The organism is Culturomica massiliensis, assembly GCF_900091655.1.
Lineage (GTDB): Bacteria > Bacteroidota > Bacteroidia > Bacteroidales > Marinifilaceae > Culturomica > Culturomica massiliensis.
The window spans coordinates 2,557,626-2,579,306 of sequence record NZ_LT594621.1 but is presented as its reverse complement, the minus strand read 5'-3'; the positions used below and the strand labels follow the sequence as shown (position 1 = coordinate 2,579,306).

Here is a 21,681-nt window from a genome sequence, read left to right as displayed (position 1 = left end):
ATTTTAGATTTTAGATTTTAAATTTTAGATTGCTTGGCAATCTGATTTGTTATCAGATGCTTTAATCTAAAATTGTAAATTGAGTGCGCATTCCGGTTTTTGAGAGGAGTATAAATTGGGGCTTGAAATAGGCAAGCGTTATGATGTACCGGAAGTGTAAGGAATACAGAACATAACCGAATAATTAAATAGAAAAAAGATGGATTATTTTAAAGAAGCAGATGTCGCAGTAACCGTATGTGATAAAGAGGGGCGTATCATAGATATGAACGATAAATCGCGTAAGACATTTCTGAAACCCGGAAGGGAAGAGCTGATCGGTAAAAATGTGTTGGATTGTCATCCGGAACCGGCGAAGTCTTTGTTGGCTGATATGTTACAACATCCGCGGACGAATGCCTATACGATAGAAAAAGAAGGTGTAAAAAAGTTGATTTATCAAACGCCATGGTATGAAAATGGTGAGTATATGGGATTTATGGAACTTTCGATGGTTATACCGTTTGAAATGAAGCATATGATTCGCAAATAGATTCGGAAACGGAAAAATCTGAAAATCTGGAACCCAAGGGACGGATTTTTAATTATTTTTGAGTTTCAATAAAAAGAATGTATGAAAGCAATATTTGATTTTTTGCGTAAGTTGCGGGACAATAACGATAGGGAGTGGTTTAATGCTCATAAGCCGGAATACCTGGAATTGAAGGATCGTTTCGAGAAATGGATCAGTGAATTGATAGAGCGGACGGCAGATTTCGATGAAGAAGTCCGGGGGCTGGCTGCAAAGGATTGTGTTTACCGGATTTATCGGGATACTCGTTTTTCTCCGGATAAAACGCCTTATAAAACTCATTTCGGTGCTTATATTGCAAGTCCGGGCGGACGTAACAGCAATCGGGCAGGATATTATGTACATCTGGAACCGGACGGAAGTTTATTGGGAGGTGGTTTATATTGTCCCGATCCGGCTTTGCTGAAAAGATTGCGGCAGGATATTTATGATAATATCGAGGAGTTTACTTCGATATTGCAGGAGAAGGCTTTTGTAAAGGAATTTACAGGCATAGATGATACGGATAAACTGAAACGGGTGCCTGCTCCTTTTCCCGCAGATTTCCCACAGGGAGATTTGCTGAAATACAAGCATTACGATGTCGTTACTTATAAGCCGGAAACTTTTTTTGAGGGAACGGAAGCAATAGCCCGGGTTGCTGAAGTGTTTAAGAAGATGTACACTTTCAATCGTTTTTTGAATTATACGGTAGATGAGGGCTGATTAATAAACCGTGAAAAAATTTGCATTGCAGAATACGATACCGGTAAGGAAGAGTAGAAAAAGAAAGATATCTCCTAAAAGGCCGATACGTTGATTGATAAGTTGCTGCGAATAAATGTAAGTGAGAGGCATAAACAGCATATATAGCATATCCGGATAGATATCGGGAATTACTAAAAAAGATAAGCTGCAAAAGCAAAGCATGGATAGCAGTGACAGGATGCCGCGCCGCTGATTGACTACCGATATCGGATAAAAGACAATGATACCGTATAAAGATACCAGTAGGAGTAAAATTAATAGTCCGTAAAAGATCACGCTTGCTCCTTCCGGATGTGTCAGAAATTCTCCGGCCAAAAGACTGTTTTGGAATCGTTGGATACACTCCTGGAGGTTATCTGTCCAAAAATAATAGAAGCAGGTAAGAAATACCGGTGTAATTAAACCGAGTAGGATAGCACTGATGTCTTTCAGGGTGGATCTGCCGGAGAACATCAGTACGCATATTGCCCATGGAAAAAGAAGGACGGATTTCGGGTATACCAATATGGCCAAGGCCGTTAAAAAACCGAAACTATAAATGGAGCTATTGGATTTTATATCGTTAATGGCCTCTTGCAGGCCGGCGAAGGCGAATGCCACCAGTAGGGTGGCTATTTGAATATAGCTGAACCCCTGGTACAGGACCAGTCCCGTCGTCAGTAGGATATAGATCGTTGCCGGAAGTGTTGAGATTTGCGGTAAAAATTTGTATCTGGCATTGACGTAAAACATAAAGTAGGCTATGGCCAATGTGATTCCCAGTCCGGTGTATCTGCTGTGTTCGGCAGATAAATTCCGTAAAAAATCGGCGTATATGACTCCTTCATTTAAAGACAGATGGGGGCGGACCGGTTGCCAGTAAAAACCTATGGCAGCTATTGCCAATGCCAGAAAAGGCAGAAGGAAAAGCATGTACAATTTTTTCGATTTCAGAAATCTGTCGAAAACCATAGGTAAATTATTTTAAAAGTTTTGCATTCCACCTTTCATCCTGTTTTTACGGATGTCCTGTATTTTATTTCTGATCTACGTTTTTCTTTGACAGGGGACGGCTGTAAGCGAAGTTATGCCGTAAGTTCAGAATCGTATTGAAATATACCGGTTTTTATTGCATCAAATCCTTGCCGATGTCCTTTCTGAAAGTTTTGCCGTTGAAATCGATTTTTTCCAGATTTTCATAAGACAAAGTCAGTGCTTCCTGCATTGTATTTCCATAAGAACTGACGGCAATGACACGTCCTCCGTTTGTTACTACCCGGTTTTCTGTTTTCTGGGTACCTGCATGAAATACGATAGAATCCTGTATATTTCCGATTTGAATTTCTTTTCCTTTTTCGTAGTCTTCCGGATAGCCTTTGGAAACAAGCATGACTGTTGTACAGAATCGTTTATCCATGGTAAAGTCAGCTTTGGCCAGTTTACCTTGGGCAGTTGCTTTAAATAGCTCGAGAATATCGGATTGTATGCGGGGAATAACGACTTCTGTCTCGGGGTCTCCCATGCGCACATTGTATTCGATAACCCAAGGTTCGCCGTTGCAATTCATCAATCCGAAAAACAGAAAACCTTTGTAGCTAATACCGTCTTTTTGCAAACCTTCAATGGTCGGACGTATGATTTTGTCTTCTACTTTTTTATTGAAAGCCGTGTCGGCGAACGGTACCGGCGAAACGGCTCCCATACCACCCGTATTCAGGCCTGTATCACCTTCTCCGATTCTTTTGTAGTCTTTAGCAGATCCCAGTATTTTATAATCTTGGCCATCCGTCAGCGCAAATACGGAAATTTCGATGCCTTGCAGAAATTCCTCGATAACGACTTGATTGCTGGCCTTTCCGAATTTTCCGTTTAGCATGGATTGTAATTCCTGTTCGGCTTCCGACAAATCATTTAAAATCAAGACCCCTTTCCCGGCAGCCAGGCCATCGGCTTTCAATACATAGGGAGGACGTAAGGTTCGTAAAAAAGAGATCCCTTTTTCTATGGAATCCGGTGTTACTGTTAAGTAAGCGGCTGTAGGTATATGATGGCGAAACATGAATTCTTTTGCAAAGTCTTTGCTTCCCTCCAGAATGGCTCCTGCCTTTCCGGGGCCGATAATCATCAGGCCGGTCAGACGTTCGTCGTTTTCGAGATAATCCCGAACACCGGCAACCAGAGGATCTTCCGGTCCGACAACAACCATATCGATATTTTTTTCGGCAATGAAGCCGGCGATGGTTTTAAAATCTGTCGGTTTTATGGCAATATTTTCTGCGATTTCACTTGTTCCTGCATTTCCCGGGGCTACATATAGCTTTTCCAGTTCCGGACTTTGAATCATTTTCCAGGCCAGGGCGTGTTCACGGCCTCCGCTTCCTAATAATAAAACCTTCATATCGTTAAAACCTTCATATCGTTGTTGTGCGTGTTTTCAGATGTTTTACCGCTTAATGCGGTCGTACAAAAATAGAAAAAATTATTGGCTTTCAACAGAACTCCAGCATTTCTCCCCGATAGTTGTCGTCGAATTTCCCGTTTTCATAAACTTTGTGACCGTTGACAAAAGTGGTCTGTATTTTATAGTCAAATGTCATTCCCTCCAGCGGTGACCACCCGCAGCGATAGAGGATATTTTCTTTTGTGACCTGCCAGGGATGTTTACCGAATAAGCAAATGTCAGCTTTGTATCCCTCCCGCAGATAACCTCTGCCTTTGATACGGAATAGCTCGGCCGGTGCATGGCACATTTTGTCTACGATATTTTCCAGACGGATTTCCCCCTGTTCCATTAGCTGAAGCATGATGGTTAAGGAATGTTGTACCATTGGGCCGCCGCTGGCCGCTTTTGTGTAAGGTCCGGATTTTTCGGCCAGGGTATGGGGGGCATGATCGGTGGCGATGACATCTATTCTGTTCTCATTCAGGGCTTGTATCAAAGCCTGCCGGTCTTTTTCCGTTTTTATGGCCGGATTCCATTTGACAAGATTTCCTTTTTTCAGATAAGCTGAATCGTTGAACCAAAGATGGTGTACGCAGACTTCCCCGGTAATCTTTTTGTTTTTCCGGCTGCCTGTATCCAATAAAGCAATTTCTTCCGCAGTACTGAGGTGCAGAATATGAAGGCGGCTATTGTGTTTGCGAGCCAAGGCAGCAGCTAATGACGAACTTTTGTAACAGGCTTCCCGGCTACGGATAAGCGGATGATATCCGGCCGGAATATCGTCCCCGTATTGTTCTTTATACAGAGCCAGATTACGGTTAATGATCGGCGTATCTTCGCAATGAGTGGCAATAAGTACCGGTGATTCGCTGAAAATTTTTTCAAGGGATTCCAATTTGTCAACCAACATATTACCGGTAGAAGAACCCATGAATACTTTGAGTCCGCAGGTCGTATGCGGATCGATATTCCGTATTTCGTCCATATTGTCCGAGGTGGCGCCTAGATAGAAGGAATAGTTTACAGCCGAATTACGTCGGGCAATTTCTTGTTTTTCTTCCAGTCGTTTTAAGGTGGTGGTCGGGGGAACGACGTTGGGCATGTCCATAAAAGAAGTTACTCCTCCGGCTGCGGCTGCCCGGCTGCCTTCAGCAATGTCTCCCTTATGCGTTAAACCGGGTTCCCGGAAATGTACCTGATCGTCGATAACACCGGGTATAACAAATAATCCTGTTGCATCTGTTATTTCCGCATTTTCCCAGGCTTCTTCAGAAAGACGGTCTGATATGCAGGAAATCCGGTCATTTTCAATGAGAATATCGGCTTGAAAAATCCGGTTTTCATTGACCAGTGTCCCGCCTTTGATGATTTTTTTCATAATAGAATCATTTGATTTTAGATTTTAGACTACACATACAATTCCCTCCTGTGATATCTGCGATTTCAGATTAGCGAAACTACAGCTCTGATTCGTATTTCAATCTGAAATCGTAAATCTAAAATTAAAATTATTGTTGTTTTTTGTTCCGTTTCGAAAATAGACTCCGTATTTTCATTGTAATGACTCCGAGGAAAGCTTCCGTAAAAATACCTCCGCTCATTTTCGATGTTCCCAAAGTACGGTCCGTGAAAATAATGGGTACTTCTTTCAGGCGGAATCCCAGCGTCCAGGCTGTAAATTTCATTTCAATCTGAAAAGCGTATCCTTTAAAGCGGATTTTATCCAGATTTATGCTTTCCAATACTTTCCGGGTATAGCAAACAAAACCGGCTGTGGCATCGTGTACTTTCATACCTGTGATAAAACGTACGTATTTTGAAGCAAAATAGGACATTAAAACACGTCCCATAGGCCAGTTGACAACATTGACTCCGGTGACATAGCGGGAACCGATGGACATGTCTGCTCCCGTGCTACAGGCTTCGTATAGTTTGACCAAATCGTCCGGATTGTGGGAGAAATCGGCATCCATTTCGAAGATGTATTCATATCCGTGTGCCAGACTCCATTTGAAACCGGTGATGTAAGCGGTTCCCAAGCCTAATTTACCTGCCCGCCGGATCATGTGAAGCTGGGGGAGCTCTTGTTGTAGTTTTTCGACAATGTCGCCTGTCCCGTCGGGTGAATTGTCTTCTATGATCAGAATATCGAATTTCGGAGTCAATCCGACGACATACCGGATGATATTTTCGATGTTTTCTTTTTCGTTATAGGTCGGAATGATAACAACTCTGTTGTTCACTTGTTCAGAATTATAAGTATTCTACAATACGCTCCAATTGGTTGCCTCTTGAACCTTTCACCAGTATACAAGAACCTTGAAGCGGGTGATTTTTCAGAAACACGATTAAGGCATCGGTATCTTTGAAATAACGGATAAAGTTAAGGTTATTGGAACAATGTTCAAAATTATTCCCGACGAGAAAAGCCGTATTGAAATGATTTTCCTGTAATATATCGATAATTTTTCGGTGAGCTTCTTCGCTGACCTGTCCCAGTTCACGCATTTCGCCCAATACGACGGTTTTGTGGGGAGCCGACATTTCGGCAAAATTGGCTAAAGCTACCGCCATACTGCTGGGATTGGCGTTGTAAGCATCTAAAATGATGGTATTATGAGCTGTTTTTATCAGTTGCGACCTGAGGTTTGACGGACGGTAATCTTCGATTGCATGTTGGATGGAAACGGCCGGTACATCGAAGTAAGTCCCGATACAGGAAGCTGCCATAGCATTGTCGAAATTATAACCGCCTGTCAGCTTGGTCCGGATACAAAGGTTTCCTTTTAAGGTTTTCAGTTCATATACCATATAAGGGATTGACTGAAGTAGCTCGCCTTTCAGGTAGGCTTCTGCTTTACCGTATAAAATCCGGTTGTGATCCCGGGATAATTCCATAAGAAGAGGGTCTTTCGCATTGACGAATACTTTTCCTTTTTTCCGGAAGATATGATCGTAGAGTTGCTTCTTAGTAGATATGATATTTTCGTAACTGCCGAATCCTTCTAAATGAGCCTGGCCTATATTGGTGATCACGCCGAAGTCCGGGTCTGCAATATCACATAATATTTTTATTTCACCGGGGTGGTTCGCGCCCATTTCTACGATTCCGAATTCTGTGGTTTCATCCATACTCAACAAGGTGAGAGGCACTCCGATATGATTGTTTAAATTGCCTTGGGTTGCGACGGTTTTAAAACGGCGTGAAAGTACGGCATAACACAGTTCTTTCGTTGTTGTTTTACCGTTCGTCCCGGTTATTCCCAGTATCGGAATTCCCAACCGGTGGCGGTGATAGGCAGCGGTTTCCTGCAGGAAGGTTAGCGTATTTTCCACTAGAATGTATCCTTCTCCGTTGTCGAATTCCGGATCGTCGATAATTGCCGTAGCAGCCCCCTGGGACAGTGCCTGTTGTGCAAATTTATTACCGTTGAAATTGTCTCCGCGCAGGGCGATAAAAACATCCCCCGGTTGGATATTCCGGGAGTCGGTTGTTACCCGGTGTCCCCGGATGTAAGTTTCGTATAGAGAGGCGATGTTTGTAGTCATTTTTTCTGAAATGAATTGTTTATCAGGTTCGTAATAAAAAAGGTTGTGAATTTCACAACCTTTTATTTTTATCTCTTTTTGACTTTCCCGCCGCCAATTTGACTCATTGCACACCGGAAGCCGATATCGTTGGTCGATTTTTTCTGATTCAGATAACGTCTTGTTCCCGGATTTTGCCAATAAGCCCTGTCTTTGAATGAGCCCCCTTTATATATCCGGGCTTCATCATCGATCATGGTTGTCGTTTCTTCGTTGGAAACATAGTACATATCTTTTGTGCCTTTGTTGTCCTGTGCTTTCCAGTCGATGTCCGAAGAAATCCGGGATTGGATATCACCGTCTTTGTAGTTCCGGTTATCGGCAGTACGATAGTTTTCTCTATTTGCCAGTTCTGCGTCGGTTTGAACACGGTAACGCATGTGTCCCAGGCTGTCTTTCTGGGCGATGTTGCCTTCTTCGTCGGTTACGAGCGTCTTGAAGACATTCCCGCGATAAGGATTGAATTCTGCCATATCCTGGAAGGATAAAGGACGATAAACGTCCGAAACCCATTCGTTTACATTGCCGGCCATGTCGTACAGTCCGAAATCGTTCGGCCAGAAACTTTTGACGGGAGCTGTCATGGCAAAACCGTCATTCGCGTCTCCGGCAACCCCCATATAGTCCCCTTTACCTCTGACAAAGTTTGCCATCATCCGGCCTCTGTGCTTTTTCTCAGCATATCTGACCCAGGAGCCGTCCCACGGATAAATGCGGGAGTTGCTGATGCGCTCGTCGTGTGTATTTCCGACTAAAGCGTAGGCTGCATATTCCCATTCAGCCTCTGTCGGCAAACGGTATTCCGGCAGTAAAATCCCGTCTTCCCATTTGACAGGTCTTCTTTCTTTGCCTAATCCTTTGATATTCTTTTTTACCGTCCCTACATATTGTCCGTTCAGGTAAGCTTCTGTATTGAAGTTGTTTTCGTCTCTCTGATTGTCCGGATCGTGTGCCAGCACCTTTTTGTCAATCAATAACTGTTCGTTTACACGGTCGGTTCTCCACACGCAATATTCCGTAGCTTGCTCCCAGTTTACACCGACTACCGGGTATTCGGCATAAGCGGGGAATCGAAGGTAGTTGCTGACCATCGGTTCATTATAAGCTAATTGCTCGCGCCATACCAGTGTGTCGGGTAACGCTTTTTTATACACTTCGGGATAACTGACGTATACACGTCGCAACCAAGTGAGGTATTCCAGCCAGTCGATATTCCGCACCTCATGTTCATCCATATAGAAAGATTCGATTGTGACCCGCCGCTGTGGGTTATTCCAGTCTCCCATAACATCTTCCTGTGTCCGTCCCATCACAAAGGTACCTCCGGGGATATATACAAGTCCCGGGCCTGTCTTTTGATTCTTCACTTTTTTATATTCCATACCCCCATTTTTCTTATCATTGTAAGTCCAACCGGTAGTAGAAGATTTTTGGCCTCCTCCGAAAAGTTTTTTTACTTTTTGGCAAGAACTTGCCGAGAAAAGCATCACACAACACATTCCCAAAACTAAAAAACCATGTTTTTTCATGAGCAGTTTTTTTTAGCTATTTAATTTAGTATTTTTATTCGAATCAAACGAAACGCAATTAATTCACAAATATACTTAAAAATGTATTTACAAAAATAAAAATCTTGTTTTTTTTGAACATATAGCTCTGTTTGCGGCGGATTTAACGCTTTTTTTGTTAATCTTGCGACCGGATTAAAAAATGATGAAAATGAAAATCAGAACAGGAATCGGTTTTGACGTACATCGCTTGGAAGCGGGCTTACCCTTATGGCTCGGAGGCGTGTTGGTGCCACATGAGAAAGGCTGTATCGCTCATTCGGACGGAGATGTGTTGATACATGCAATTTGCGATGCCTTGCTGGGGGCTGCCGGCATGGGAGATATCGGTTATCATTTCCCGGATACAGCCCTTGAATTTAAAGGTATCGACAGCAAGTTGCTTTTGAAGCGAACGGTGGAACTGATAAGGAAACAAGGGTATGAGATCGGTAATGTAGATAGTGTGATTTGTATGCAGCGTCCGAAATTACGTCCTTTTATTGAAGATATGCAACACACTTTGGCTGCTGTTATGCAAGTAGCTCCCGAAGATGTGTCTGTAAAAGCAACGACAACGGAAAAGCTCGGCTTTGAAGGGAGGGAGGAAGGTGTATCGGCTTATGCAACGGTTTTGTTGACGAAGGAAGGTTGAAAACAGATGGGGTGAGTTAGAACAGAATGGCCAAAAGCCTGGGAATTTCCCGGCTTTTGGCCATTTCTGTTTCTATTTCTGTTTTTAAAACATATAATCCCACACGGGCAATTGCACCGGTTTTTGTTTGAGAGCTTCTATGGCTTTGGCATCTAAGAATTTCCGGTGGATAACGATACGGAACATATAATCATCGAACCAGTCGTCTGTGAAGGTCAGATAACCGTGGTTACCGCTTGCACTTCCCCAACTGTTTTCAAATTCCCATTTTACGGGCTGATCATTTGCATCTGTATCACATCCGATCAATGTCATGGCATGTGAAGAGCCGCTTTGACGGGTAAGTATACGTGCTTTCTTATCCATTTTGAGTTTTACGCCCAGTAAGGATTCGTAATCGTACATTTCAGGATCGAGTATACCTGTTTCCCGTTGGTGTTGTTTCCCGACATCGCAAGAAGCATACATTGCTTCATTGTTTTTTATGGAAGCCAGGGCTGCTTTTTTGATATCTTCGTTCGGAAGGTTCAGGTAAGTCCAGTTAATGCCTTCCTGGGCATTCCGGTAATTTTGTATTTCATATATCTTGTAATATTCCCGGGTCGGATCATTCATAATCATGATGTAATTATCCGGGTTATAATCAGCGGGAGTGATTTCTTTGTAGAATTGCATGGGAGTGTAATTCGCCAATTCTTTGATATTCCCGTCTTTGTCTTTGAATCTCCAGGTAAAGGAATGAGGCGGTTCTCCCAGGCAAAGAGCCAGTATCCGATAGACATCTTTCAGTACTTCCTTTTTTGTGTTCCGCAGTTCTTTTACCGATTTGCCGGCAGCAGCCATTTCCCGTAACTCATACCCTCCCAATCGTAATTTTTCATTGATGATGTTCACCATTTGCGAAGTATTGTCTGAATGTGCGGTTTCCGGCATGACTTCCTGGGGTACGACACCGTATTTTTGGGCTACATTGTAATACAAGTTCCATACGCCTCCGTCACCGACCGGAGATTTGAAATATTCGCATACTTCCCGGTCTTCCATGTCTTTTCCGGCTGTGGAGATGATGTTTTCAAGGAATAGGTTTGATTTCTCAAAAATATCCCAGAAGTAGGTATAGTTGTGGGAAAAATCGAATTTGTCCAGGTTGTATTTCTGCATAACTTCCGGGCGGAGTACGTTCATGGAAGTGAACATCCAGCAGCGTCCGGAGCTGTGCTGATCCGTAATTCCTTTGACATTTACACGGTATTTGAAAAAATGGTCGATTTTACCTTGCAGTTCACGGTTAAGTGCATTCCCTTTCAGATTTTTATCTGCTGTAAGGATGTTTTGTAAAGCGCGCGTAGGAGTATCTTTTTTAAACGAGGCTTGAATTTCCTGCAAATCCTTGCCTTCGATTGCTTGGGCGAAAATTCCGGAACAACTAAGGCTTAAGGCTGCAATTAATAAAGTCTTTTTCATGTAAAAATATTTAATGGTTTTATAGATGTATTACTTCGTCATAAGCGGCAGCGGCAGCTTCCATAACGGCTTCGCTCATTGTCGGGTGAGGATGTACCGTTTTAATCAATTGATGTGCGGAGACTTTTGCTTTACGGGCCAATACCAGTTCTGCTATCATTTCCGTTACATTGGCACCGACCATATGGGCACCCAATAAGGTATTGTCTTTTGCATTAAAGATCAGTTTGACGAATCCGTCATTGGCTCCTGCTGAACTTGCTTTACCTGAAGCTGTGAAAGGAAATTTTCCGATGCGTAACTCATAGCCGGCTTCCAGGGCTTTGGCTTCGGTCAGACCGACGGAAGCGACTTCCGGGGTTGTATAAGTACATCCGGGGATGTTGCCGTAATCGATAGATTCGGTTTCCAGGCCGGCAATTTTCTCAACGCAGCAAATGGCTTCTGCTGAAGCTACGTGGGCCAAAGCAGGTCCGTGGACAATGTCTCCGATGGCATAGACTCCGGCGATGTTGGTGCGATAGTAATCGTCGACTTTGATTTTGCCTTTTTCCGTTTCGACACCCAATTCTTCCAGACCGATATTTTCAATATTAGGCGCAATACCTACGGCAGACAATACGATTTCGGCCTCCCGGACTTCTATATCTCCTTTTTTGTTGCGAATGTTTACTTTTAATAATTCGCCACTGTTATCGACGCTTTCGACAGATGATTTCACCATGACTTCGATACCGGCTTTTTTGAAGGAACGTCCGATCTGTTTCGATACTTCTTCGTCTTCTATCGGTAATACGTTGGGCATAAATTCGACTAAAGTAACTTTTGTACCCATTGCATTGTAAAACCAGGCCAATTCAGAACCGATGGCTCCGGAACCGACAACCAGCATGGAAGCCGGCAAATGATCCAGGGTAAGAGCCTGCCGATAGCCGATGATGCGCTTGCCGTCTTGCGGAATAGCCGGAAGCTGGCGGGAGCGTGCTCCTGTAGCGAGGATAATATGTTTGGCTTCGTAGATTTGTTTTGCACCGTCGTTTGCCGTTACTTCTACTTTTTTATCTGCCGTTAATTTTCCTTGTCCTTCAATAACGGTGATGTTGTTTTTTTTGAAAAGATATTGAATGCCTTTACTCATTTTTTCCGCAACACCCCGGCTACGGGCTATAATGGCACCGAAATCCGGTTGCGTATTTTCTATTTTCACGCCGTAGTCTTCTGCATGACGGGCATAATCGAGTACTTGTGCCGATTTTAGAAGGGATTTGGTCGGAATACATCCCCAATTCAGGCATATACCTCCGATCTCGGCTTTTTCGATTACAGCAACATTCATCCCTAACTGGGCTCCCCGGATTGCTGCTACATATCCGCCAGGACCACTTCCGATGACGATCAGGTCATAATTCATATCTCAAACGTTTTAAATTTTTAAATATAAAGTTCCGTCTGCAAAGCTAACAAATCTTCAGGCAAAAAAGAACGTTTTAATTGCAGATTTTAGATTTACGATTTCCAGATTTTCTTTCCCAGCCAGGCCAGGAGAAAAAATAGTAAAAAGCATACGACAATTGTAGCTCCTGAAGGGGTATTCAATGCCGCCGACACGAAGAGCCCGATTACCGACCCGATAGCACTGATTATAGAGGAAGCGATCAATTGTTGCTTGAAATTTTTGTAATAAGTGCCGGCAATAGCCTGAGGCAGTGTCAGGTAGGAGATAACTAAAATGATGCCGGCTAATTTCATACACAATATGATGCATAGGGCAATAATCAACATAATGGCAACATCAATGCGGTTGACATGTACGTTGTGCGTACGGCTGTATTCTTTGTCAAAAGCAATATAGAACAGCGGACGGTAGAACAATACGAAGAAAACAATAATCACCAGACAGAGTAAGACGGAAAGGAGAATTTGTCCCCAGGTAACCGTCAGTATGTTGCCGAAGAGGTAGGACATCAGGTTGGGAGCATATCCGGGAGTAAGGTAGATAAAGAGTACTCCGATGGCCATTCCGGCCGACCAGAAAATGCCGATTAAAGAATCTTCCCGTATTTTTTTGTTTTCGGCAAGAAAAAGTATGCCGATGGCCGTTCCGATTGAAAATACGGCAGCTCCCAATAAGGGTGAAATACCGATGAAGTAGGCAAAGCCCAGGCCTCCGAAAGAAGCGTGGGTAATTCCGCCGCTGATGAACACCATCCGTTTGGCAACAATGTAGGTGCCGACCAGTCCGCAGCTGATACCGATCAGGACGGTACTGAGCAAGGCATTTTGAAAAAAATCGTATTTTAGGAATTCGAGCATGGCAATGGAAGCGATTAATGGCTGAAGTTTAGGATTTGTTACAGTTACAGTTCTTATCGGAGTGGTCTGTCAGTACCCGGTGGGGGACAGGACCGTGGGAGATCAGCTCGATGGGGCAATTATAAGATTGCAATTGCTCCGTGCTGATGAGGTTCGACTGGTGGTAATGTAAACCGTGATTGACACAGGCAATTGTTTTTACGTACGAGCAAATGGTTCCCAGATCGTGCGAGACCATGACAATGCTGAGGGTTTTGTTTAGTTCTTTCAGTATGGTATAGAATTCTTTTTCGAAATTACTGTCCACATAGGTCGTCGGTTCGTCCAGAATCAGGATACGGGGAGATGAAATAATTGCCCGGCATAGAAATACCCGTTGCATTTGTCCTCCCGAAAGTTCTCCGATGGGAGCTTTGCTGTAGTCTCCCATGCCGTATTTTATCAGTAATTCGTCAGCTTTTATCTTGTTCTGACGGGAATAATAGCGGTACAATCTTTTTTCAGACATCAGTCCCGACATTACGACTTCTCTGACACTGATCGGGAAGCGGCGGTCGAACTGGCTGTTTTGGGGAAGGTAACCGAAGAGATTCGTTTTGGAAACGTAGTAATGAATGTCTCCGCTGAAAGGTTTCAGAAGGCCTAAAATGACTTTTAAAAGAGTCGTTTTGCCTCCACCGTTCGGGCCGATTATTCCGATGAAATCCTGTTCTTTTATGGCTAGATTTATTTCTTTCAGAACTGGGATACCTTCATATCCGGCAGTGATATTTTTTAATTCGAGTATTGTCGACATGCTGTTTTAATTGTAAATTCGGATTTACGGTTTTGGATTATACGCGCAAATCAACTTCTATTTTTTGGGAAAAAATGGAATGAATGTATACAGAATCTAGTTTAGTTTTTCCTGAAAAATTTGCAGTAATTTTCGCATTTCAGCAAGCCAGTCTTCGTTTAGCGGATCGATCGGGATGATATCGGTTCCGATGGCTTTGGCTATCGATTGGGCGTTGCTGATATCGAATTGATTTTGAATAAAAATGACATGAATGTCTTTTTCTTTTGCCGTATCCATGATTTCTTTCAGGTGCCTGGGATCCGGTTCTTTCCCTTCATGCTCGATCGAGATCTGTTCCATGTTGTAGTCATGGGCAAAATAGGTCAGTGCCGGGTGGTAAATCAGAAAAGTTTTGTGTTTTTTTTCTGACAGTATGCTATCGGCTGAATGCGCAATTTTGTCGATGTCCTGTTCAAGTAATTTGTAGTTGGCTAAAAATTCTTGCTGTTTTTCGGGGTATTTTTCGGATAATGTACGGTAAATATCTCTCCCGATAGATTTTGCATAGTGCGGAGAGAGCCATACATGAGGATCTACGCCGCCTTCGTGTGTGTGATCGTGGTGATCGTGATTGCAGCTTCCTGCGATCAGTTGCAATGAGTCTGAATGCCGGATAAGCGGGATATCGGGACGATTTGAGAGTGCCGGATAAAGGTGGGTGGTTTCGAAGGGAAGATAGCCGATGGCAAAACATAAGTCGCTATCGTATAACTTTTTCAGTTGTCCGGTATTCAAATCGCAGGTTGCCGGATTCATTCCGGGGGGAACCATGACATTTACTTTCAAGTAGTCGCCGGCAATTCTTTCTACAAAGTATTTTTGAGGAAGGATACTTACCGTAACGATATGTCTGTCTTGTTTTTTCTCTTTGCAGGAAAACAGAAGCAGTGAGAGAAGTGTGAATAATGTGATAACGTGTATGTGTTTGGATATCATTTTTTTAGCGTTTTAGATGTATCGTTCATATAAATTGTAATTTTAGATTGTAAATCACTAGTGGGCACTTTAAATTAAACATCGTTCTTTGAAATCTTTGATAATCGCATAGTTAAATATCTTTTTGGAGCGTGACGATTTGAATTGAAAAGTTGTTTTAGCTTTGTCCAAAAGCTAAAAACAATGAACCAAGGCAAATATATCTTCGCTCAACTTACAGATTTTCTTCCCCGTCGTGTCTTTGACCGTTTGGTAGAGAAGTATTCCGGGAATAAGAAAATCAGAACATTCACCTGTTGGAATCAGATGCTGTGCATGATTTTCGGACAACTGACCGCCCGAGATAGTATGCGTGAGCTTATGCTCAGCCTTGAGGCACACAAGAGCAAGTACTATCACTTGGGATTCGGTGCAACAGTTAGCCGTACCAATCTGGGGAAAGCAAACCGGAATAGAGATTATCGTATCTACGAAGAATTTGCTTATACCCTGATTGCGGAAGCCCGTAATAGCTACAACAAAAATGACTTCGAGGTGAAAGTTGACGGTAATGTTTATGCCTTTGATTCCTCCACCATAGACCTTTGTCTGAATGTTTTTTGGTGGGCGGAATTTAGGAAACACAAAGGAGGCATCAAACTTCATACCTTGTATGATGTAAAGACTTCCATACCGACAATCGTACTGGTAACCAATGCTAAAGTACATGACGTAAACATGCTGGATGAGTTGAGTTATGAAAAGGGAAGTTTCTATATCATGGATAAAGGATATGTTGACTTCACCCGTTTGCATAAGCTTCACACCTGTGGTGCTTACTTCGTTACACGTGCAAAGGATAATATGAGATTCCGTAGAATGTATTCCCGTGAAGTCGATAAAACAACCGGAATAAAATGTGACCAGATTGGAATACTTGAAACGTATAAATCGCTCAAAGCATATCCGGACAAACTTCGGCGGGTTAAATACTACGATGAAGAACTGGGCAGAGAATTTGTGTTCATCACCAACAACATGGAACTCTCAGCAGAGGAAGTAGCCTTGCTATACAAGAACCGTTGGCAGGTGGAACTATTTTTCAAATGGATAAAGCAACACCTGAAAGTAAAATCTTTTTGGGGAACCACGATGAATGCAGTCAAGACACAAGTCTACTGTGCCATCATAACATACTGTCTGGTTGCCATTGTCGCTTACAAATTGAAAGTTAACCGTCCAATCTACGAAATCCTACAAATTTTGAGTTTTTCTCTACTGGATAAAACGCCTGTAAGAGAGATACTTACCAATTGCGATTACAAAAATGTCAAAGAACTAAATTATAAACAATTGAAAATCAGCTGGGACTAAGTGCCCAGCAGTGATTGTAAATTTTAAATTGCCCGGAACCTGATTCGTTATCAGATTTTTTTATCTAAAATCGTAAATCTGAAATCTACAATTAAATCGTTGGCTTTAGCATGTTAAAGATAGTCCTTTTCGCCCGAATCCCGAAGGCTAAAAATATTTTTTTGGAATCTTCTTTTTTTATTTGCGATTATCTTCTATTTTTGTTCCGAAACAGTGGAACGACCATGAGAAATCTGAATAATAATCTTCTTTTTAATAATTGCAATTATAATTATAATCGATTGCAAGGGGGAGGTTATTATCGATAGCAGTGTATTTTGATATATAATTTATATAGCCTTCCTTTTTCGGGAAGGCTTTTTTTTGTAATGAAAGTCAGATTCGGAAGTTAAAAGAACAGCAAGACGGATTTATGATTTCAGATTTACGATTTTAGATTGGACTTACAATCCTTTCCTGCAAAAAAGAGGAGTCGTAAATCATAAATCTGCAATAAAAAGATTCGTCTGAATTGTAAATTTTAGATTGTAAATTTTAAATTACCCGGTAACCTGATTCGTTATCAGCTTTTTTAATCTAAAATCGTAAATCTACAATTTGTATTTTATTTTTCCGGTTTCTGGCTTTAAACCGATAAAACACATGAAACAATTATTTTTACCACAGGATTATTGCTCTCAGCTCGACGTTTGGCAAACGGAACATGCTATTAAATTTGTAAAGGACACTTTTCAACTGGCTTTGGCTGCGGAATTGAAATTGCGGCGTATTACAGCGCCTTTGGCGGTCCCTTCAGGAAAAGGTCTGAATGACAATTTAAATGGTTCGGAGGCTCCTGTCAGCTTTCAGGCCCGCATGTTGGGAGGTAAAAAAGCAGAGATTGTACAGTCTTTGGCCAAATGGAAACGGTATGCTTTGTGGCGGCACCACATTTCCCCCGGTTTGGGTATTTATACGGATATGAATGCGTTACGGCCGGATGAAGCTGTCAGTAATATCCATTCCGTTTATGTCGATCAATGGGACTGGGAAAAGGTCATTACTCCGGAGGAGCGTACGGTGGAACGTTTATATACTTGTGTACGCCGGATATATGCTGCTTTGAAACGGACGGAATTTTTGTTGAGCGAACAATTTCCTGTGCTGACTCCTTTTTTACCGGAGCAGATCACATTTATACATGCGGAAGAACTGCGGAAGCGTTATCCGGAAGCAACGCCGAAACAGCGGGAGCAAGCTATTACAAAGGAATACGGGGCTGTCTTTATCTGTGGAATCGGGGGTGCTTTAAGCGATGGAACAATACATGACGACCGCTCTCCGGATTACGACGATTGGTCGACGCTGGAGAACGGTTTACCCGGTTTGAACGGAGATATATTGGTTTGGAACCCGGTGTTGCAGTCGGCTTTTGAAATATCATCGATGGGGATACGGGTCAATCCGGAAGCTTTGGAAAGGCAATTGGAAATCCGGGGATGTGAAGAACGGAAAAAATTGTTTTTTCATTCTTTATTGTTGGAGGGAAGTTTGCCCCAGACAATGGGAGGAGGGATCGGGCAATCCCGCTTGTGCATGTTGTTGTTGCAGAAATGCCATATCGGAGAAGTGCAGGCAGGCTTGTGGCCGGATGAAGTGCGGCAGGCTTGCGAGAAAGCAGGTGTATTTCTTTTTTAAAAAAAATCGGATTACGCGGCTTTAGCCGCATAATCCGATTTATAATTTTTACAATTAGTCTGATCTTTTATTTGATCTCTTCTAACAGTGATTTGACTGTTGCTTCCAATTGCAGGTCACGTCCCTGAATGGCAGAAGCCGGGTCATTGTTAACACGGATATCCGGTTCCAATTGCAGATTTTCCAAGAAACGTCCCTGGTTGTCTTTCATTCCGACTTCCGGAATACCGAATACAAGTGTCGGGTCTTGCTGGGTTTCCCACCAAACGGCGGTCATCGTGCCCGGAACCGGCATTCCGACCAGCTTACCGAGTTTCAATTCTTTGTATACCCAGGGGAAACCGTGTGCATTACTGTAGTTGCTTTCGCTCATGATAACGGCTGACGGTTTCGTCCATTGTGCGAACGGATCCTGACCGATATATTGACCGCGGGGAACAAATTCAGCAAATTTCTTTCCGCTGAGCATGTTTACCAGGTCTTCGTGTAACCAGCCGCCACCGTTAAAGCGGGTATCTAAAATGATGGCCTCCTTATTCCGGTAACGTCCGAAAACTTCGGAATAAACTTCCCGGAAACTTGCACTGTTCATGCCTTTGATATGTACATATCCGATTTTACCTCCGGATAATTTCTCAACAAGTTCTTTCCGTTGTTTTACCCATCTGTCATAAAGCAATCCTTTTTCTGCACCGGCAGAGATCGGTTTTACATATTCGTGCCAGTGTTTTTTGGTATCAGGATCGTAAAGTTTCAGATATACTCTTTTGTTTGTTAAGTTTTCAAATAATTTGAAATAGTCTTCACCGGCTTTGATCGGTTGATTGTTGATTTCCTCGATCACGACTCCGGCTTTGATTTTGGTTTCGGCTTTAGTCAGCGGACCTTTTTCGATCACTTCCTTGATCTTCAAACCGTCGCCTTTGTATGTCGGATCGTAGAATGCTCCCAAAACGGCTGTCTGAGGTGCATTACCATAGGCATAATAGCGGGCGCCGGTATGTGAGGCATTCAATTCTCCCAATAATTCGCCTAAAGCTTCTGCAAAATCATAGTTGTTGTTGATATGCGGTAAAAAGCGGGCATATTCTTTTTTGTAGAAATTCCAGTCTACATTGTGAAGTGCCGGATCATAGAATTTATCAACAACTTGTTGCCATGCGTGATTGAAAATGTATTCTCTTTCCTGGGGTTTTTTCAGTTCGAATTCGGCATTGTAGGTGACCGGTTTGCTTTGTCCGTTGCTGATGTTTATTTTGCTGATCTGTCCGCCGGATAACATATAAAGGTTTTTACCTTCCTTGTCCATTTCCAGAGAACCGCCCCATTTGTTCAGCTTGGCCAATATTTTGGTGCTGCCTTCTTTAAAGTCGCGAACCCACAAATCGTATCCGCCTTCGAAGCTGGTCAGGTAGTATAATTTGGTTGCGTCTTTTGTCAGTACGGCATCTCCCAGATTGGAAGAATTGATCGTCAGGCGTACAATGCGATCTTCCAGGTTATCCAGGTTCATTTTAAGCTCGGGTAATTTGACCTCCTCTTTTTTGCTGTCTTTCTTGTCTTCCTTTTTATCGTCTTTTTTCCCTTTTTTGTCGTCTTTTTTATTCTTTTCTTCTTCTTTCTTTTGGAGGGCTTTTTCTTCTTTGGCCAGGGCTGCTTCTTCCTTACTCATTTTGAAGTCATCGTAAGCTTCCGGATCGAGGAACAGGGCATACACGTCATAGTAGGCACCCCAACTACCGTGGCTGCGGTAACCGGCTCTGTCCGAGAACCAGATGATTGCTTTGCCGTCCATCATCCATTTGGGACTGGCATCCGAATATCCGCTATTGGTCAGGTTGTGGATTTCCCCGCTACCGTCGGCTTTTACCAAGGCAACATCTCTGTTTTGCCAGCCTCCTTTTTCGAAATAATTGGCCAGTATCCATTTGCCGTCCGGAGACCATTGGTACCATTGATCGCCGTCGGAATAAGAGTAGTTGTATTTCCCGTCGAGTACTGTCCGGGATTTTTTACTTTTCAGGTTGATTACTTTTAGGGTCGTCCGGTTTTCCAGATAAGCGATTTCTTTTCCGTCCGGAGAGAATGCCGGTTCGAAACAAGCGTCTTTGCCTTTCGTAATCTGTTCTTCCTTGATATCTTTAGCATACGTAAATGATTTGTCCGTGCTGTCGGTCAGGGAAGCCGTGTATATATTCCAGTTGCCATCCCGTTCGGCTGCATATACCAATGTACGGCCATCCGGAGAGAAGCTTACAGAGCGTTCCTGGCTGGCTGTGTTTGTGATACGTTTGGTTGTCGGATATTCAACAGAGGTAACGAAAACATCTCCTCTCACGATAAAAGCAACTTCTTTACCATTGGGCGATAATGCCATTTCACGGGCTCCGTAAGGCAGATTATTCAATCTGGATTCTGCTTCCAACTGGTCGGTAACAACTTGTATATTCAGTTTTTTAGGTTGCTGGCCATCTTTTAAGGTATAGATTTCTCCATTGAAAAAGTAACAGAGAGTACCGTCGTTTGCTTTGGATAAAAAGCGTACCGGGTGTTTCGAATGCTTCGTGATTTGTTTGACTTCGGTCGGATTGTTCAATGCCAGTTTGCATACATTGAAGTCTCCGAAGCGCTCGCTTAGGAAATAAATGCTTTGCTCGTCATCGCTGAATACCGGGCTACGATCTTCTACTTCTTTGTCGGTTATGTTTGTAAATTTGCCGGTTTTTAAGTCGTGTAACCAGATGTCGCGTGTAACGGAAGAGGTATGGTGCTTACGCCAGTTGTCCTCATATCCTTTATAATCATGATAGATGATTTTATCTCCGGCCTTATTGAATTGTATATCGTATACATCGAAAGTCAGAAATTGTTCCGGTCTTCCGCCCTTTACAGATACGGCATAGATTTGGCTGCCGCTCGGGAATTGGGTATATTGTGCATCCGGCAGGAAGTTGGCACGATACAGTATTTTCTTGCCGTCCGGGGTAAATGCAACCGGAGTTTCGGAAGCCGAGTTCCAGGTCAGGCGGGTTGGAGAACCTCCTGTTACGGGTACGGTATATACGTCCATACTGCCGGCCCTGTCGGAAGCGAACGCGATAGTTTTGCTGTCCGGAGACCATACGGGATAACCGTCATAAGCCGGGTTTGTTGTTAATTGAGTGGCACGTCCGCCTTCGCTGCCTACGAGGTAAACGTCTCCTTTGTAATTAAATGCGATTGTTTTTCCATCCGGAGAAATAGCCGGATAACGCATCCATAATGCATTTTCCTGAGCCATGGCAGTCCAGGATGCCAGACACACGACTGCAACTGTGATTAATGTTCGAAATAGGTTCATAATATTATATTTAAAATTATAATTGCTACACTTTGTAAAAATAATTTATTTTACACACAAATGATCTCCAAAAATTATTTTAACGTTTTTTTAAAAGCCATATTTTAATTGTAGATTTATGATTTATGATTCCTCTTTTTTGCAGGAGAAGATTGTGGGGATAATCTGAAATTTTAAACGAATGCTTTTGGGGAGGAAAAAATAAAAATTTTAGATGTTTGCTTTTGAAT

Annotated in this window: 17 protein-coding genes; 5 read left to right on the top strand and 12 right to left on the bottom strand. The window is 42.8% G+C overall.

Annotated elements, in window-relative coordinates:
- Window positions 1-199 precede the first annotated feature (199 nt).
- Both BN8908_RS12040 and BN8908_RS12035 read left to right on the top strand, forming a co-directional pair.
- Window positions 200-532 carry a PAS domain-containing protein gene (locus BN8908_RS12040; RefSeq protein WP_021987119.1) on the top strand — a complete coding sequence of 111 codons (333 nt, stop codon included), beginning with the start codon at window positions 200-202 and terminating at the stop codon, window positions 530-532.
- A gap of 81 nt (window positions 533-613) precedes the next feature.
- Complete coding sequence (locus tag BN8908_RS12035) at window positions 614-1,276, top strand: DUF2461 domain-containing protein (protein ID WP_068690801.1); 663 nt, start codon at window positions 614-616, stop codon at window positions 1,274-1,276.
- Here BN8908_RS12035 and BN8908_RS12030 read toward each other — a convergent pair whose 3' ends face one another.
- The 6 genes from BN8908_RS12030 to BN8908_RS12005 form a co-directional block, all read right to left on the bottom strand.
- Entirely contained in the window at window positions 1,277-2,269 is a 993-nt protein-coding gene (locus BN8908_RS12030; RefSeq protein WP_068690799.1) for a hypothetical protein, read from the bottom strand.
- Between the two features lie 154 nt (window positions 2,270-2,423).
- Window positions 2,424-3,695, bottom strand: a complete 1,272-nt coding sequence (purD, locus tag BN8908_RS12025; RefSeq protein ID WP_021987122.1) for a phosphoribosylamine--glycine ligase — start codon at window positions 3,693-3,695, stop codon at window positions 2,424-2,426.
- 91 nt (window positions 3,696-3,786) lie between these two features.
- A complete protein-coding gene (locus tag BN8908_RS12020; protein ID WP_068690797.1) occupies window positions 3,787-5,118 on the bottom strand; it encodes a dihydroorotase in 1,332 nt (443 codons plus the stop codon).
- 130 nt (window positions 5,119-5,248) lie between these two features.
- Window positions 5,249-5,983, bottom strand: a complete 735-nt coding sequence (locus BN8908_RS12015; RefSeq protein ID WP_021987124.1) for a polyprenol monophosphomannose synthase — start codon at window positions 5,981-5,983, stop codon at window positions 5,249-5,251.
- Between the two features lie 10 nt (window positions 5,984-5,993).
- A complete protein-coding gene (locus tag BN8908_RS12010; RefSeq protein WP_068690795.1) occupies window positions 5,994-7,289 on the bottom strand; it encodes a UDP-N-acetylmuramoyl-tripeptide--D-alanyl-D-alanine ligase in 1,296 nt (431 codons plus the stop codon).
- A 68-nt stretch (window positions 7,290-7,357) separates the two neighbouring features.
- Window positions 7,358-8,857 (bottom strand): SUMF1/EgtB/PvdO family nonheme iron enzyme, encoded by a 1,500-nt coding sequence (locus BN8908_RS12005; protein ID WP_021987126.1) that lies wholly within the window; start codon window positions 8,855-8,857, stop codon window positions 7,358-7,360.
- 190 nt (window positions 8,858-9,047) lie between these two features.
- Between BN8908_RS12005 and ispF the strand changes: the two genes are divergently transcribed.
- A complete protein-coding gene (ispF, locus tag BN8908_RS12000) occupies window positions 9,048-9,530 on the top strand; it encodes a 2-C-methyl-D-erythritol 2,4-cyclodiphosphate synthase (protein ID WP_021987127.1) in 483 nt (160 codons plus the stop codon).
- An 84-nt stretch (window positions 9,531-9,614) separates the two neighbouring features.
- On the opposite strand, the gene BN8908_RS11995 is transcribed toward ispF, so the two are convergent.
- From BN8908_RS11995 to BN8908_RS11975, 5 genes are all read right to left on the bottom strand, one after another.
- Window positions 9,615-10,994, bottom strand: coding sequence for a C1 family peptidase (locus BN8908_RS11995; RefSeq protein WP_068690793.1), 1,380 nt, complete (start codon window positions 10,992-10,994; stop codon window positions 9,615-9,617).
- A 19-nt stretch (window positions 10,995-11,013) separates the two neighbouring features.
- The gene (lpdA, locus tag BN8908_RS11990) at window positions 11,014-12,405 is read right to left on the bottom strand and encodes a dihydrolipoyl dehydrogenase (protein ID WP_068690791.1); all 1,392 of its coding nucleotides are present in this window, start codon (window positions 12,403-12,405) and stop codon (window positions 11,014-11,016) included.
- 95 nt (window positions 12,406-12,500) lie between these two features.
- Window positions 12,501-13,307: a metal ABC transporter permease gene (locus BN8908_RS11985; RefSeq protein WP_068690789.1), complete on the bottom strand. Its 807-nt coding sequence runs from the start codon at window positions 13,305-13,307 to the stop codon at window positions 12,501-12,503.
- Window positions 13,308-13,335: 28 nt separating this feature from the next.
- Window positions 13,336-14,103: a metal ABC transporter ATP-binding protein gene (locus BN8908_RS11980; protein ID WP_068690787.1), complete on the bottom strand. Its 768-nt coding sequence runs from the start codon at window positions 14,101-14,103 to the stop codon at window positions 13,336-13,338.
- A gap of 96 nt (window positions 14,104-14,199) precedes the next feature.
- Window positions 14,200-15,081, bottom strand: a complete 882-nt coding sequence (locus BN8908_RS11975) for a metal ABC transporter solute-binding protein, Zn/Mn family (protein ID WP_068690785.1) — start codon at window positions 15,079-15,081, stop codon at window positions 14,200-14,202.
- 183 nt (window positions 15,082-15,264) lie between these two features.
- Here BN8908_RS11975 and BN8908_RS11970 point away from each other — a divergent pair, with 183 nt between their 5' ends.
- Together BN8908_RS11970 and asnA are read left to right on the top strand one after the other, a co-directional pair.
- Complete coding sequence (locus BN8908_RS11970) at window positions 15,265-16,434, top strand: IS4 family transposase (protein ID WP_068688305.1); 1,170 nt, start codon at window positions 15,265-15,267, stop codon at window positions 16,432-16,434.
- A 642-nt stretch (window positions 16,435-17,076) separates the two neighbouring features.
- A complete protein-coding gene (gene asnA / locus BN8908_RS11965; protein ID WP_021987133.1) occupies window positions 17,077-18,111 on the top strand; it encodes an aspartate--ammonia ligase in 1,035 nt (344 codons plus the stop codon).
- A gap of 67 nt (window positions 18,112-18,178) precedes the next feature.
- Here asnA and BN8908_RS11960 read toward each other — a convergent pair whose 3' ends face one another.
- A complete protein-coding gene (locus BN8908_RS11960; RefSeq protein WP_068690783.1) occupies window positions 18,179-21,451 on the bottom strand; it encodes a S41 family peptidase in 3,273 nt (1,090 codons plus the stop codon).
- Window positions 21,452-21,681 lie beyond the last annotated feature (230 nt).